14 protein-coding genes are annotated in these 14,600 nt (G+C 63.3%); 5 read left to right on the forward strand and 9 right to left on the reverse strand.

The genetic code is table 11. The features are described from left to right. Nucleotide 1: 1 nt before the first annotated feature. From lpxK to ARC39_RS00830, 5 genes are all read right to left on the reverse strand, one after another. Nucleotides 2–991: a tetraacyldisaccharide 4'-kinase gene (gene lpxK / locus ARC39_RS00810; RefSeq protein WP_068108604.1), complete on the reverse strand. Its 990-nt coding sequence runs from the start codon at nucleotides 989–991 to the stop codon at nucleotides 2–4. Next, nucleotides 991–2,256 (reverse strand): 3-deoxy-D-manno-octulosonic acid transferase, encoded by a 1,266-nt coding sequence (locus tag ARC39_RS00815; protein ID WP_068108606.1) that lies wholly within the window; start codon nucleotides 2,254–2,256, stop codon nucleotides 991–993. Before ARC39_RS00815 ends, lpxK begins: the two co-directional genes overlap by 1 nt. A 10-nt stretch (nucleotides 2,257–2,266) precedes the next feature. Next, the gene (locus ARC39_RS00820; RefSeq protein ID WP_068108609.1) at nucleotides 2,267–2,509 is read right to left on the reverse strand and encodes a DUF4170 domain-containing protein; all 243 of its coding nucleotides are present in this window, start codon (nucleotides 2,507–2,509) and stop codon (nucleotides 2,267–2,269) included. A gap of 191 nt (nucleotides 2,510–2,700) precedes the next feature. After that, the gene (locus ARC39_RS00825) at nucleotides 2,701–3,480 is read right to left on the reverse strand and encodes an inositol monophosphatase family protein (protein ID WP_068108611.1); all 780 of its coding nucleotides are present in this window, start codon (nucleotides 3,478–3,480) and stop codon (nucleotides 2,701–2,703) included. Then, complete coding sequence (locus ARC39_RS00830; RefSeq protein WP_068108613.1) at nucleotides 3,467–4,813, reverse strand: TldD/PmbA family protein; 1,347 nt, start codon at nucleotides 4,811–4,813, stop codon at nucleotides 3,467–3,469. Before ARC39_RS00830 ends, ARC39_RS00825 begins: the two co-directional genes overlap by 14 nt. 150 nt (nucleotides 4,814–4,963) lie before the next feature. On the opposite strand from ARC39_RS00830, the gene ARC39_RS00835 reads away from it, so the two are divergent. Further along, complete coding sequence (locus ARC39_RS00835) at nucleotides 4,964–6,352, forward strand: trypsin-like peptidase domain-containing protein (protein ID WP_068108616.1); 1,389 nt, start codon at nucleotides 4,964–4,966, stop codon at nucleotides 6,350–6,352. A 279-nt stretch (nucleotides 6,353–6,631) separates the two neighbouring features. Continuing rightward, on the forward strand, nucleotides 6,632–8,251 hold the full coding sequence (locus ARC39_RS00840; RefSeq protein WP_236545085.1) for an ABC1 kinase family protein: 1,620 nt from the start codon (nucleotides 6,632–6,634) through the stop codon (nucleotides 8,249–8,251). 159 nt (nucleotides 8,252–8,410) lie between these two features. Here the strand turns inward: ARC39_RS00840 and ARC39_RS00845 are convergent, their stop codons facing one another. After that, nucleotides 8,411–9,913 (reverse strand): DUF2125 domain-containing protein, encoded by a 1,503-nt coding sequence (locus ARC39_RS00845; protein WP_068108621.1) that lies wholly within the window; start codon nucleotides 9,911–9,913, stop codon nucleotides 8,411–8,413. A gap of 478 nt (nucleotides 9,914–10,391) precedes the next feature. On the opposite strand from ARC39_RS00845, the gene ARC39_RS00850 reads away from it, so the two are divergent. After that, a complete protein-coding gene (locus tag ARC39_RS00850) occupies nucleotides 10,392–11,147 on the forward strand; it encodes an SDR family oxidoreductase (RefSeq protein WP_068108622.1) in 756 nt (251 codons plus the stop codon). Further along, the gene (locus ARC39_RS00855; protein ID WP_068108626.1) at nucleotides 11,144–11,761 is read left to right on the forward strand and encodes an enoyl-CoA hydratase/isomerase family protein; all 618 of its coding nucleotides are present in this window, start codon (nucleotides 11,144–11,146) and stop codon (nucleotides 11,759–11,761) included. Before ARC39_RS00850 ends, ARC39_RS00855 begins: the two co-directional genes overlap by 4 nt. Nucleotides 11,762–11,798: 37 nt before the next feature. On the opposite strand, the gene mscL is transcribed toward ARC39_RS00855, so the two are convergent. Both mscL and ARC39_RS25130 read right to left on the reverse strand, forming a co-directional pair. Beyond that, nucleotides 11,799–12,209 carry a large conductance mechanosensitive channel protein MscL gene (gene mscL, locus ARC39_RS00860; RefSeq protein ID WP_068108630.1) on the reverse strand — a complete coding sequence of 137 codons (411 nt, stop codon included), beginning with the start codon at nucleotides 12,207–12,209 and terminating at the stop codon, nucleotides 11,799–11,801. Between the two features lie 108 nt (nucleotides 12,210–12,317). Further along, nucleotides 12,318–12,632: an HNH endonuclease gene (locus ARC39_RS25130; RefSeq protein ID WP_078059007.1), complete on the reverse strand. Its 315-nt coding sequence runs from the start codon at nucleotides 12,630–12,632 to the stop codon at nucleotides 12,318–12,320. Between the two features lie 112 nt (nucleotides 12,633–12,744). On the opposite strand from ARC39_RS25130, the gene ARC39_RS00865 reads away from it, so the two are divergent. Next, on the forward strand, nucleotides 12,745–13,923 hold the full coding sequence (locus ARC39_RS00865) for a TIGR03862 family flavoprotein (protein ID WP_068108634.1): 1,179 nt from the start codon (nucleotides 12,745–12,747) through the stop codon (nucleotides 13,921–13,923). A 39-nt stretch (nucleotides 13,924–13,962) separates the two neighbouring features. Here ARC39_RS00865 and ARC39_RS00870 read toward each other — a convergent pair whose 3' ends face one another. Continuing rightward, nucleotides 13,963–14,550, reverse strand: coding sequence for a glutathione S-transferase family protein (locus tag ARC39_RS00870; RefSeq protein ID WP_068108636.1), 588 nt, complete (start codon nucleotides 14,548–14,550; stop codon nucleotides 13,963–13,965). Nucleotides 14,551–14,600 lie beyond the last annotated feature (50 nt).

Here is a 14,600-nt window from a genome sequence, read left to right on the forward strand (position 1 = left end):
GTCAGTGCAATTGGTCGATGAGGGCGTCGAGCGGCGCCCAGTCGTCCAGTTCCAGCCTGACCGGAACCGTCAGCACGTTCCGTCGAAAGGACGCCGGCATCCGTACGGCGTCCTTTTCGGTGGTGACGAGCTGCGCGCCCAGAACCCTTGCCTCAGTCTCCAGGCGGGAAAGCAGCGCAGGCGTGTAGGGCTGGTGATCCTCCAGCGCCTCTGCCCGCAGGATTTCCGCCCCCAGAGCGCGGAGGGTGGCGAAAAACTTCTCCGGGTGCCCAATTCCTGCGAATGCCAGCGCCCGTGTTCCTTGCCAGTCCATCCCTGTCGCGAGCGGCACGAGTACGCCAGTCGCATGTGGCAGGGCGGCGGCTTGGATCGCGTGGCTCCAACGGCCGGCAAAGCGCTGTTGCATTGATGCGGTGCCGATGCTCAGCATCAGGTCACCCCGCGCCAGGCCGGATTCCACGGGTTCGCGAAGGGGACCGGATGGGATACAACGCCCATTGCCGAAGCCGTGCGCGGCATCCACGACAACAATGCCGAGATCCTTGAAGACCGACGGATTCTGAAACCCGTCGTCCATCAGTATGCGTGCCGCGCCTGCGTTTTCGGCGGCGGCCACTCCGGCTGCTCGTTCGCGCGCAACCCATGTTGGTGCGAAGGCTGCGATCAGCAACGGTTCGTCGCCCACATCCTCAGCGCTGTGATTTGCCGGGTCAACCCGGATTGGGCCTTGCAAGCGTCCACCGTGGCCGCGGCTAACCACATGGGTTCCGGTGCCGAGTCTCTGCGCGATGGCAATCACTGTCGGTGTCTTGCCGGTTCCGCCCGCATTGATGTTGCCAATGCAAATCACGGGCACGCCAGCCCGATAAGGCGTCGTGCTTTTTAACCGCCGTCGGGTCGCCGCCGCATAGAGCCGACCAAGTGGGGCGAGTAGACGTGCTTGCCAGCCCGGTGCGTCCGGAGGGTTGTCCCAGAATGCCGGAGCCCGCATCAGACCGCCCGGTTACGAAGTGCCGACAGCACGTGCTGCGCGAGCCGGTCCAGAACCTGCACACCTTCTGTTGCCGCATCCCAAGCGTTAACAGCGAGCCGTGCAGCCGTGTCGGGTGCAAGCAGATCGACAACCGTGGGGCCAAGCGCCGCTGGTCCGGGAATGCGGCGGCAGGCGCCGGCGTCATCCAGTGCGTCAAGTGCGATACGCGCCTCGCCCGCCGCGTTTGGGCCGGCGATGATCGCGGACCCAAGCGTTGCAGCGTCCATTGGGTTCGGCACGCCGGCGCCGGACAACGTGCCACCGAGAAATGCCACCGGGGACAGCCGGTAGCAGAGCCCGAGTTCTTCAACGCAGTCGACAATGAAAACGTCGCTACCGGCGTCGGGATCTTCGCCGGCCTCTCTGCGCGCGACGGTAAATCCCTTTTGCGTCAGCTCCGAGGCGAGGTCCGGCCCAAGATGGTCGGCAACAGGCACCAGAATGAGTAGGAGACGATGCATGCTGCGCAGGGCCAGGCGATGCGCCGTCAGCACGGCGTCGATTTCTGAAGGAGCGGGGCAGGCGACCAACCAGATCGGACGCGCGTGAAGCTTGGCGGCAAGATCTTCGCGCTCGGACTCGATACATGCGGGGGGCTGGTTTACCCGTGTGAGCGGCCCTGTGGTTTCGATTCTCGCTGGAATTGCGCCGAGGGTTCGGATCGACTCCGAGTGGGTAACATCCGGAGCGAGGATCCGGTCGAACAAGCCCAGCAATTGCCGCTGAAGGTTGCGTGCCCGTCCGCCCACGGCGACAGGTGCGACGGCATCCTGCAGCAGAAGTGGAATCGCTCGTTGCGCCGTGGCATCGAGCAAAAGCGGCTTGTCGACCGTTCGCAGCCAAATCGACACGTCGGGCATCCAGTGGTCGAGAAAACGCTGCACGGCCCGGGCGGTTTCGACTGGCGGCAACTGGCAAATCACATCTTGTGAACTGATACCAAGCGTCGGATCGACGGCCGTATCAGAGGTCAAGAGGATCGTTGCGCTTGTGGCCTCTTCCTCCAGACGTTCCTGCAGCGACACGAGCGCCAGCGGGTCGACGCCCTCAGGCGCGTGGACCCAAATCAGGACACCTGGTGGCCGGGGCGTGTCGATCCGCCCCAGCCTTTCAGCGGCCGCCCGTCCAGCGTCTCCCCCGCGCTGCGCCTCTGACGCGAGCTTGCGCGTCTGTCCCGGCGCCAGAAGCCGGGCCCGGAGGCGGGGGATCGTCAGCGCGTCCAATTGTGGCGGCTCAGCCCAGTTCCTCGGTTGCCGAGGCTTCGGCTTCCTCGTCACGCAGGCGGTGAATGTGGGCGATGAAATACCTCATATGGGCGTTATCCACCGTCTTCTGGGCATGTTCCTTCCACGCATCGTGGGCAGAGGCATAGTCGGGGAACATACCGACGATATGAATATCGTCGACGTCCTTGAAGGCTGTCTTAGATGGGTCGATCAATTCGCCGCCAAAGACGAGATGCAGACGCTGAACCATGAGGTCCTCCTGTCCTGAAGTCCGTTGCGCGGCACCCTAGAGGTTGGGCGCGGTGCGTCAAGCCGAGGGCGGCGGGCCAGTCGTCGCGGCCAATAGCGCAGGCTTTGGGGCGCACGCGCGGCCGTCGGCACACGGCATCTCCTCCGGATGTGGTCCACCCCGATTTGGTTTTTTGCTGACCATTACCTTTTTCAACGGTTCAGACGGTCGAGCATTTCCTTGTGGACCGCCGGCGTGGCGCAAACAACGCCGAAGGCTTGCCTGCGCGGGCTGTTGAACGTTATCGGGTCGCCCTTTCGGTCGCTCACTTTCGCGCCGGCTTCCTGAGCAACGAGACTGCCGGCGGCAATGTCCCATTCCCAGCTGTCGCGCAAAGTCAGCATTGCATCGAAGCGTCCCTGTCCCACAAGACTCAGCCGGTAGGCGAGGGACGAGCGGAAGTGGCGCGTCACATCTGGAACGCCGCCAGGCCAGTGTTGCGGCTTGAGTGTCGGCCCGGCGGCAAGAACATCGGCACCACGGAGCGCCGGACGGCCGCTTGCGCGGATGGTCCGGCCATTGAGACGCGCCCCGCCGCCTCGTTCTGCCGTGTAAAGTCTTTGCAAAAGAGGCAGATACACTACGGCCGCCGTCACTTCGCCCCGGTTTGCGACTGCCAGGGAATGGGCCCATGTCCGGTGCCCGTCGGTGAAGGCGCGGGTTCCATCGATCGGATCGACGACGAAGGTACGCGGCCGGGCCAGTCGGGACCCCGCATCGTCCTCGCTTTCCTCGGACATCCAGCCGTAGTCCGGCCGCGCACCCGTGAGGCGTGCATGCAGCATCCGGTCGATCTCCAGATCGGCCTCGGTCACGGGGCCCTGGCCGGCTCCCTTGTCCCAGACGGCGTGTCCCGCGTGGAAATGCCGGCAGGCGATCTCGCCCGCGGCGACCGCGGCATCGGTCAACAGCTGAAGGTCATCCCCCGGCAAGCGTCAACCCCTCGACCAGCAGCGAGGGCACCACACGCGCCACGTGTGGGCGTGCGTCATTTGCCGGCACCAACGATTTCAGCATGTCTCGCAAGTTGCCTGCGATGGTACATTCGTTGACCGGATAGGTGATTTCTCCGTTCTCGACCCAGAACCCGGACGCGCCACGAGAGTAGTCGCCCGTGGTCGGATTGATCGTCGAACCGATCATCGAGGTCACCAGCAGACCGGTGCCCATCTGCGAGACGAGCTCATTGCGGCTTGCAACCCCTTCGGTGAGCGCGATGTTCGTGACCGAGGGGGACGGTGGCGCCGATGGACCGCGCGCTGCATTTGCGGTGCTTTCCTGTCCGAGCTTGTGCGCTGTCGAAAGATCCAGCACCCAGCCCTCCAGGGTACCGTCGCGGACGATGTGGCGTTCGGCTGTCGGTAGCCCCTCGGCATCGAAAAGCCGCGACGAGGGGCCCCGCAATCGCCGGGGTTGCTCGGTGATCGACACTCCCTTGGGCAGAACCTCCTGCCCCATCGCATCGCGTAGCCAGGAAGCGCCCCGCACAATGGCGCTTCCGTTGATCGCGACCAGAAGGTGCCCAACGAGGGATGCGGCAATGCGTTCGTCGAACAGCACCGGAAACGCGCCTGTTGGCGCCTTGCGGGCTCCTGCCCTGGCGAGCGTGCGTTCCGCTGCAATACGCCCGACGTCTTCCGGGCTTGGCAGATCGGCAAGATGGCTCCGGCTCTCGCCGAAGTAGTCGCGCTCCATCCCCGTGCCTTCGCCAGTTATCGCGACCGTGAACAGCGCCGAGTCGGTGCGGGCGTAGCCGCCAGCAAAGCCGGCGGAGGTGGCCAGTTGAACCTGCCGCCGGCCATAGACCGCCGTCGAGGAATCCACGCGAGATATACCATCATGGGCCAGCGCGGACGCTTCTGCGTCCCGTGCCAACCGTTCGAGGTCTTCTGGGAGAGGTTCACCAGCCGGGTCGTCCATCTCGAGCACTGAGCAATCCGTATCTTTTGCAAGCTGGTCAGGCCTGGCCTGACGGACGCCGGGGTCTTCGGGAGCTTCCCGCGCCATGGCGACCGCGCGTTCTGCCATCTCGGCCAATGTCTCCGGCGCGGTCGAGGAGGACGATACGCAAGCCTGCCGGTTTCCGATCATCACACGCACGCCGATATCCGTGCTCTCGGACCGCTCCGCCTGCTCCAAGGTCCCACCGCGCACGTCAATGCTGATCGACGTACCCTCTATGGCGATGGCATCCGCGGCTTCTGCGCCTGCCTGTTTGGCGGCTTCCAGAAGGGCGGCGGTGAGAGTCTCGAGCGGTCGGGTCATCGGCGGTTTCCTGTCTTGCAACATTGCAGCAGCTAGGTCGGATCGGTACGCGGTGCAAGACACATACCTCGCCAGCCCGGTTGAACGTTGCCGAGCGCTGCGCATATTGACACGGCAGACTACAGAACGAATGCAATGGAGCCAGTGCCAATGCGGCGTATAGCCTTGCTGTCCCTAGCGTTTTTCCTGGCCGCGGTGCAAGCAGCACCTGCCGAGACGCGCCCGCCTGCAAACAAAGCAGAAATGCAGCTCTCGTTCGCGCCCGTGGTCAAGCGCAGCGCGCCCGCCGTGGTGAACGTCTACGCGACCTGGGTTAAGGAGCTTCGTGCCAGTCCCTTTGCCGACGATCCGTTCTTTTCCCAGTTTTTTCAAGGGTACGGCCGGTCGGTTCCGCGTGTCCAGAACTCGCTGGGATCGGGAGTGATTGTCGCTGCTGATGGCGTCGTCGTTTCGAACTACCACGTGGTTCAGGAGGCAACCGACATCCGTGTGGTCTTGCCGGACCGCAGAGAGTTTTCCGGCGATGTGGTGCTGGCCGACGAGGAAGCGGATATCGCAGTGATCCGGCTAAATGGAGCGTCGGATCTGCCCTCATTGGAATTCGCCGATTCCGACGTGGCCGAGGTCGGCGATCTGGTGCTCGCAATCGGCAATCCATTTGGCGTCGGGCAGACGGTTTCGAGCGGAATCGTTTCCGCCACCGCACGAAGCGCCGCGGCGGCACAGGCCGGTCCGGGGTACTTCATCCAGACGGACGCGCCGATAAACCCGGGAAATTCGGGTGGCGCGCTGGTGGATATGTCTGGGCGACTCCTGGGGCTCAACACGTCGATCCTGACGCGGTCCGGCGGTTCGAACGGAATCGGCTTCGCGATTCCATCCAATCTGGTGGCGCAATATGTCGAGCAGGCGCGGCGTGGCGACGGAAACTTCCTACGCCCCTGGGCCGGAATCGAGGTTCAGCCGGTCGATGGTGGGCTGTCCGGTGCGCTCGGGCAGGCGCGGCCTGAAGGGGCTCTGATCACCGAGATGCATCCGCAGAGCCCCTTTGCCGTGGCCGGTTTGCGCACCGGCGACGTGATACTGCGCATCGGCGGCATGCCGGTGAACGGCGAGGCGGAACTGGAGTATCGTTTGCTCACATTCGGTCCGGACCGCGACATACGGGTCGCCGTTCTGCGCGAAGGTAGAGAGTCGGAGATCGACGTCGCGATTGGGCCGGCGCCAGACGGAGACCAGTCAGAGCCAAGCCGGCTCGGAGGTCGCGGCCCCTTGGCCGGGCTTCTGGTCGCAGACATCACGCCGAAGCTGATCGACGAACTGGATTTGCCGCTTTCTGCTGCGGGCGTGATCGTGATGCAAGCCGACGGGCAGTCGGCACGGTTTGGCCTTCGCCCCGGCGACCGCGTGCGACGCGTTAATGGCGTTGACGTGACCGGCGTGCGCGACGTTTCCCGCCTCGCCGAAGGCAGTGGCCGGGATTGGGACATCGAAATTGGCCGTGACGGGCGCGTGCTGAGATTGCGGGTCCGCAGCTGAGATCGGAGATGTCGGTTTACAATCCCGAACGAACGGCCCTTGGTTGCGCGAACTCGGTTCGGTACGGGGAGCTTGGCTTCCCAAGCTGCGCGCAGCTGGCATGCGGGATTGCGCAAAGGCGGATGGACCCTTTCCGCTCCAGCCGCTAACAAGCGGGATATCCACAACCGGCAGGTCGCAAGCCGCGGTCGCCAGATCTGCGACACAGAGGGCTCTTAGTTGCCTGCATCCACCGCGTCTCCGAGCGAATTTCGCCGCCTGACTGAGCTTTCAACAATCTTGATCCGGTACGGATTCGGAGATTTCCTGCGCTACGCCGGTGTTGATCAAATCGTTGAGAAAGCCGGGGAGGTCCTGCACCGGAGCGACAGCGAACGTCTGATGGACGTTCCGGCGCCGGAGAGAATGCGGCGTGCGCTGGAAGAGATGGGGCCGACCTTTGTCAAGCTCGGGCAGATCCTCTCCACACGTGTGGATTTGCTGCCGCCCGACTACATTCGCGAACTTGAAAAACTCCGGGACCGCGTGCCGACGTTGCCGTTCGATAAACTGGTGACCGAGATCGAGGCCGAATTGGGACGCCCGCTTCGCGAGGTCTTTGCCGAGATCGACACGGTGCCGTTGGCCGCGGGGTCGGTCGCCCAGACCCACCGCGCGTGCCTCGCGAGCGGCGATGAGGTGGTTGTGAAGATCCGGCGCCCCGGTATTCGCCGAATGATCGAGGCAGACCTGCGGTTGCTGCGCCGCCTTGCCCGTTTTGCAACTCGCCGCTTCGAAGATGTGGCCCGACTGCGGCCGGAAGCAATATTGCAGGAATTCGCAAACTCTATCCACACCGAGCTCGATTTCGCCATCGAAGGTCGGAATTCGGAAACCATAGCCCGCAACTTCGCGGATGATCCGGCGATTTCCACGCCCAAAGTCTACTGGGACTACACGAGCGAAAGGATGAACGTGCAGGCGTTCATCGACGGAGTTGCCGGCAGCGATCGGGAGGCGGTGGATGCGGGCGGTTTCGACAAGCGCCGGATTGCGCGGCGGGGCGCAGAAGCGGTTCTGAAAATGATGTTCGAGGACCGGTTCTTCCACGCCGATCCGCATCCCGGGAACGTATTCTACCTACCCGACGACCGGCTCGTTTTCATTGACTTCGGAATGGTCGGTCAGTTGTCGCGCCAGCGGCGCGACGAGATGGTCGACCTGCTTCACGGTATGGTCGAACGCCGGGCCGACAAGGTGACCGAAATCCTGCTGACCTGGGCGGATGCCGACGATCGGCGCAACCTTGCGCTGGAGGGTCGCATCGATGCGTTTATCGACCGCGTGCACGGGGTGGCGCTGGACCGGCTCGATATCGCCTCGCTTACGCGGGATCTCTTTGCCGCCATGCGAGACCACAACCTCTCGCTGCCTTCGGATCTGACGCTGATGGCCAAGGCATTCGCCTCACTCGATGGCATGGGCCGGCAGCTTGATCCTGATTTCGACATGGTGGCCGTCGCCGAGCCGTTCCTGCAGCGCCAGATGCTGCGCCGCTACGCGCCCGACCGGGTGCTGCGCAAGGCGCGAGACGGGGCGGCGGAGGGGTTGGATCTTGTCACTGGCCTGCCGCGCGATCTTAAGAAGCTGCTGCAAATGGCACAGCGGGGGCAGCTCAACCTCGGCATCGACATCGTGCGTATGGAGCACTACCTCGACCGCTTCGAGCGCTCGATTACCCGCGTTTCCATGGCCATCGTCATTGCCGCACTCATCGTTGGGTCCTCCATGGTGATGAGTTTTTCCGGGGCCAAACTGCCGGTTGGTCTCTCCGTCTTTGCGATGCTCGGGTTCGCGGCATCGGTCGTGGGCGGCTTCTGGCTCATCTACACGACCTGGCGGGGGAATGGGCGCCGTTGAAACTAGCTCTCGGCGCAATTTGGTTTTCGGCGACACAACGCGGCGCGTGCGGCACAATCTGAATCCCGCAATCAACGACATCCAAATGCAAACGCCCCGCCGTTGGGCGGGGCGTCACTGGGTGTTGTTAGTTTCGCAGTCTGAACGTCGATTGCCGGATCAGAACGGCATCGGCGCGCCGTTGATCAGCAACTTGCCGCTGCCATCGATGACGATCTCGGACACCAGTTCGTCCGGCCCCGCGCCGGGCTTTGCGAACATGCCGGTCATCATCCGCACCATCATCACCTGATCCTGCGGTATCAAACCCATCTTGGCGAGATTGTCGATCAGTGCGTTGCCGCCGACGAGTTTAAAGCCAGCCTTGCCTTCGGGCCGCGGGACGCCATCGAAGGTCGATGTGTCCGAGTTGTCGAAGGTGAACGCTCCTTCTCCGGTCAATTCCGCACCACCTATGGCGAGCTTCAGTGCATTGAGGGAGAGGTCTTCGAGTTCGCCCGGCAACTCGGTGCCCATCATGGCCGTTTCGTCGAAGATATCCACCAACCAGCGGCCCGTACCTGCCAGATCGACGATCAACGTGGCCGGATCGCGCGGCAGGACCGCGCCGGGGTCGAACATCGACCAGATTTCCTCCCCGACGCTCAGATCTTCGAGAGCCATCTTCATTGCAAACGGGGACGCAGTCTCGCTCGGCTGGACCGGAATCTGGAACGTCGTGGCGCTGCGGCCGGCCTGCGCGGTGATTTGCGGCAGCGGGATGTCGCTGCCCGACACGGTCACGTCGAGCCCTTCGTAGGCGACGTCGTAAACCATCCCGGACGCATCGATCCCAAACTCTGCCTGCCCGCCGGTCAGGCTGCCGCTTGCCATCGCCGTCTCACTGCCGTCCTGGAAATCAAACGCGAAAGTGACGGGGCCGTAGGTGCCTGATCCCCGGCTTTGAAAGCCGGCGGCGAGCATCTGAGCCATGTCGTCGGACATGGACATGTCCATGTTCCGCCCGCTGGTCTGCGAGGCTATGTCGGCCACCGTGGCATTCACCTTTATCGTGCCATCGCCTTCCGGGTCCTGCATGTCCAGATCAAGCGTGGCGCTGGCCGCTCCGAAATTGGATTCGACGCTTCCGGGCGCGGTGCCATCGAGTGTGTAAGCGCCCTCGACTGCGCTGGCGGTCGCCGACAGATCCAGCGGGACGGTCTGGTCATTGAGCGACAATTCGTCGACCTGAACGCTGATGGCGGGAGATTCGTAGGAAAACGCAGTGGCGCCGCCCGCGTCCGATGCGCTCATGACCATCCCGGGCTGCGAGATGGTGACAACGACGTTCACCTTGTCGCCAGCCTCGTCGATGCCGGATACGACGAAGGGAAACGACTCGGACATCGTGATGGCAACGCTTCCGTCGCTCTGTTCGGAAAAAACGACCTCTTCGATCGTACCGGTCGCCGTCATCTCGTCGAAGTCGGCAGTGAGCGTGACACCGCTCACCGTCAACTTGCCGTCCATTGTCGCTTCGCCGGAGCTACTGAGCGTCTGGCCATAGCTTTCGGCCGCCGTCTTCCAGTTCTCCCATGCCTGCTGTGCCGTCAGGCTCCACCCGGCATCCGCACCGGCCACCAGAGCCGCGGCCGAAACGCCGCCCAGAATCCACTGTTTCATTGCGAAACGTCCTTCCCTTGGAAATTCCTTGCGCCGACCATCTGCCAGTGATTGCGCCCGGTCAAGGGTCGTCGGGTCCGTGGTCCAACGTGTTGGACAACACGTGTCACGATCATGCGAGGCGCTCGAAACCGGCCGGTCATCCTGAGACGGAATGTTCCCGCTTCGAGATCATACCACATCCCGCTGCATCGCATGTGTCGGCGTTTGCACGCAGTCTAGCCAATCGCGAATGAGCTTGCTTCCCAAGGCCGTTTGGGCTCCGACAGGCCGTGAATACCACTTTGCTCTGACACTGGCCGGTTGTCCGTGTGGACGAGGGGGCGGGAGGTCTCGCGTTCGATTCGGCATCTATGGCCGTTCGCGCAGCTTCCGGCTACCCGGTCAGGCAACCGAACCCGCCTTGGCTCCCCCCTTTCGCTGCGGCAAAAAAAACGGCATTCCGTTAGCGGAGCTTGGTGGATTGGAGGTGCGGACAATGACCGATATGACCGGCAAGGTGGTTCTGATCACCGGGGCCAGCCGAGGGATTGGCGCCGAGGCTGCGCGTGTCTTTGCGGCAGCCGGAGCCAATGTGGCGCTGGTGGCGCGCAGCAATGAGGTGCTCGCGGGGCTGGCCGGAGAAATCGGCGAGGCAGCCCTGGCAATCCCTTGCGACATCTCGCGGTACTGGGAGATGCAGGCGGCCGTTAGCGCGACGGTGCAGGCCTTCGGGAAACTCGACGTGCTCGTCAACAACGCAGGTGTGGTGGACCCGATCTCCCATATGGCGGAGGCCGATCCGGAGGCCTGGGGGCAGGTGATCGATGTCAATCTCAAGGGCGTGTTCCACGGCATGCGCGCGGCGCTGCCGGTCATGCTGGATCAGGGCGGCGGGACGATCCTGACGGTTAGTTCGGGAGCAGCCCACGGTCCGGTGGAAGCCTGGAGTGCCTATTGCGCGTCGAAAGCCGGGGCGGCGATGCTGACCCGCTCGCTCGACAAGGAGTATGCGCATTTGGGAATCCGCGCGATGGGGCTTTCGCCGGGAACGGTTCAAACCGAAATGCAACGGGTAATAAAGAAAAGCGGCATTAACCCTGTGAGCAAACTGGAATGGGACGATCACATTCCCGCCGACTGGCCGGCGCGGGCGCTGCTGTGGATGTGTGGCGTTGAGGCGGATGAGTTCGAGGGCAAAGAGGTTTCGCTGCGAGACGAGGAAATCCGGCGCAAGGTGGGGCTTATAGAGTGATCGAGGTTGAGAAACACGACGCCGTTTGGACGTTGCGGCTAAACCGTCCAGACAAAGCCAATTCGCTGACCCGAGACATGTTGCTTGCGGTAGAGAAAGCGGCCGAGGAGGCGGAGCGGTCGGAAATCGCCGGTTTCGTGCTGACCGGTACTGGAAATGTGTTTTCGGCGGGCGCCGATCTGGAGGAGGCACGGGCCGGACTTGCCACGGACGGAATATGGGAGCGTGTCAGCGGCCGAATTGCGCGACTGCCCTGTCTGACGCTGGCCGCACTGAACGGAACGCTTGCCGGCGGAGCGTTTGGCATGGCGCTGGCATGCGACATCCGCATCGCAGTGCCGTCGGCGAAGTTCTTCTACCCCGTGATGAAGCTCGGATTCTTGCCGCAACCATCCGATCCAGCCCGCATGTCCGCGCTTATCGGACCCGCGCGCAGCAAGATGATCCTTATGGCGAGCCAAAAAATCGACGCCGAGACAGCGCTCTCCTGGGGGCTGGTCGATCGGGTGGTGGCGCGAGAGGCGCTGGCTGACACGGTGGCCGAACTGACGGAGGCGGCGTGCGCTGCTCCGGCTGAAATCCGAAAGGGTATCAAACAGATGATCCCGGGCTAGAGCCCGGGACCACGGGCTTCGATGAATCGCCTTGGACTTAGCCGCGCGCCTTCAGTGCGTCGCGGATCTCGATCAGTAGGTCCTTTTCGGTCGGCTCCGGGTCGGCGGGCGTTTCCTCTTCCGCTTCGGCGGCGACCAGGTCTTGTGCGAGATCTTGCGCCTTGTTCACCGCCTTTATGAGCAGGAATACGACCCAGGCGATGATCAGGAAGTTGACAACCGCCATGATGAAATTGCCGTAGGCGAAAGTGGCCGAGTTTTCCCCCTCGCCAAGTCGGAAGCCGAGGCCGGAAAAATCGATCCCGCCGGTGAAGAGGCTTATGAAGGGATTTACGAGATCCTCCACGAGAGAGGTAACGATTGCAGTGAATGCGGCACCGATAATGATACCGACGGCCATGTCCATGACATTGCCGCGTGAGATGAATTTCTTGAATTCGTTGAGCATACTTTCATTTCCCTGATTCGACCTGAATCGAAATACCAGCGGAGGTGCCGGCGTTTTCGTTATGGAGGAACGGGGAATCCGCGTCACGCCAAACCTGCGCCGATTACTTCACCGCTTTCGGCGCGGGCCGGGCGTACGCGCGTGGAACTCCGGTGGGCGTTTGGAGACCCACGCAACAAACCGCGCCAATTGGGGGTGAGCACGAAGGCTTGCGATTGTCGAGTAATCCCGCGCCAGTTCGGTCTCGCTGAGTGCCGCGTGGATCTGGTCGTGGCAAATCTGGTGCAGCAAGACGGTTGGGCCGCCTTTTCCGCCACGCAGGCGAGGTACGAGATGGTGCACACTCTGGCGCGCGTGCGTCGGGATCGGCCGTCCGCAGAGAGGGCAGATTGGTTCGGCCGCGGTGTTTGATCTGTCGGGCAAGTGTCTATCGCGCTAACAACGTTTTCTTGACACACCGCACTTGGTGCGGAGGTGTCGCCAAATGATGGTGCGCGTCCTGCGGAGGGGCAAGGCCATACGGCAGGGCTGAGATATGGAAGACGTGCAGGCACTTGTTATTGGCGCGGGACCGGCCGGGTTGATGGCCGCGGAGATGCTTGCGGATGCCGGCGCGCGGGTTCTGGTCTGCGAGGGCAAGCCGTCGGTTGGACGCAAGTTCCTGATGGCAGGGAAGTCGGGGCTGAATCTCACGAAGCAGGATTCGCCGGAGGTGTTTCGGGCGGCCTATGGCGAGGCGGAGCCGAAGCTTGCGCCGATGCTCGCTGAATTCGGTCCGAGGGATGTTTGCGAATGGGCAGAAACCTTGGGGCAGGAACTCTTCACAGGGTCGAGCGGACGGGTTTTTCCGGTCGCCATGAAAGCCTCGCCGTTGTTGCGCGCATGGATCGCCCGACTCTCCGGAAAAGGCGTTCAATTTAGAACCCGCTGGCGGTGGCAGGGATGGCAGGGGCATGCCACCGTGTTCGGCACGCCGGACGGGGAACGGAAGTGCGAAGCCGGAGTGACCGTGCTTGCCCTTGGCGGGGCCAGTTGGGCACGACTAGGCTCAGATGGTCAATGGGCACAGATCCTGGCGCGAGAAGGGGTGCCACTGAGACCATTTCAACCGGCGAATGCAGGGCTCTGCGTGAACTGGAGCCCGGTGATGGCCCGCCATTTCGGTGCTCCGATCAAGGGTGTTGCGCTCTCAGCCGGGACGTTGAACTCACGGGGGGAGTTCGTGATATCCGAGCGCGGGTTGGAGGGCGGCGGGATCTATGCTGTCTGTCGGGCGATACGCGAGGGCGCACCGCTGCGGGTCGACCTTCGGCCGGATTGGCCAATTGCCAAGGTTGCCGAGCGTGTGGCCCGGCCGCGTGGCCGACAGAGCATCGGCAACCACCTTAGAAAAGCCCTGCGTCTCGACCCGCCGCAGATGGCGCTGCTCATGGAATTCGCGCAACCGCTTCCCAACACGCCGGAAGAGATTGCGGCCAGCGTCAAGGCGTTGACGGTTAGGTGCGCCGGTCTCCGCCCGCTGGATGAAGCGATTTCCACCGCTGGTGGGGTTGCATGGGACGGGGTCGATGCGGGGTTGACCTTGCACGCGCGGCCGGATGTTCACGTGGCGGGTGAGATGCTGGATTGGGAGGCGCCTACCGGCGGTTATCTGCTGACCGCTTGTATGGCGACCGGTCGTTGGGCCGGGCGCGCGGCAGCGGGGCGTTTATGACGCGCGGTCTCTCGCCTGGTGACGCCTGCCAGGCACGCGTCAAAACGCGCGTACGCGTTCCAGTGCCGGTCGTGTCTCCATTCGTGCGAGGTAGTTGGCAAAACGTGTTTCTGTTATCGGAAACCCCGCAACCTCGGCCCACGCGCCGCAATGGGTGAGAATGAAATCGGGCACGGTCATCTGGTCGCCCATCAAATAGGGCCCGTCTGCCATTCGCGCCGCAAGGACTTTCTGGCTGCGGGCGAATTCCCATTTGAGGCTGTCCTTTATCGCGGCTTGCCGAAGCTCGGCTGGCAGCACGAAACTGTGACGTGCGGCCATCCACAGCGCCGCATCGAACTCGTCGAGCAGGAATTGCGTAAGGCTGTCCTGCCGTGCCCGCTCCAGCGTGCCGGCCGGGAAGGTCAACGCGCCATGGCGGTCGGAGAGGAACGTCAGGATCGCCGTGGAATCGGTGATGGGCGTGCCGTCGACCAGCAGGATAGGCACCTTGCCCGCGGGATTGAACGCGATCACATCCTCCGAGCGCGGAGGCGCGGCCATGTGCTTGTAGGGCACACCCAGTTCCTCCAGCATCCAGAGCACGCGCAAGGCGCGGCTCTGCACGTCTCCGACGACAGTGTACATTACGTCCTCCCTCGTGCCGCTCGCCGCAAACACGGTGGCGCGGCGGGCAA

Source organism: Tropicimonas marinistellae (genome assembly GCF_001509585.1).
GTDB lineage: Bacteria > Pseudomonadota > Alphaproteobacteria > Rhodobacterales > Rhodobacteraceae > Tropicimonas > Tropicimonas marinistellae.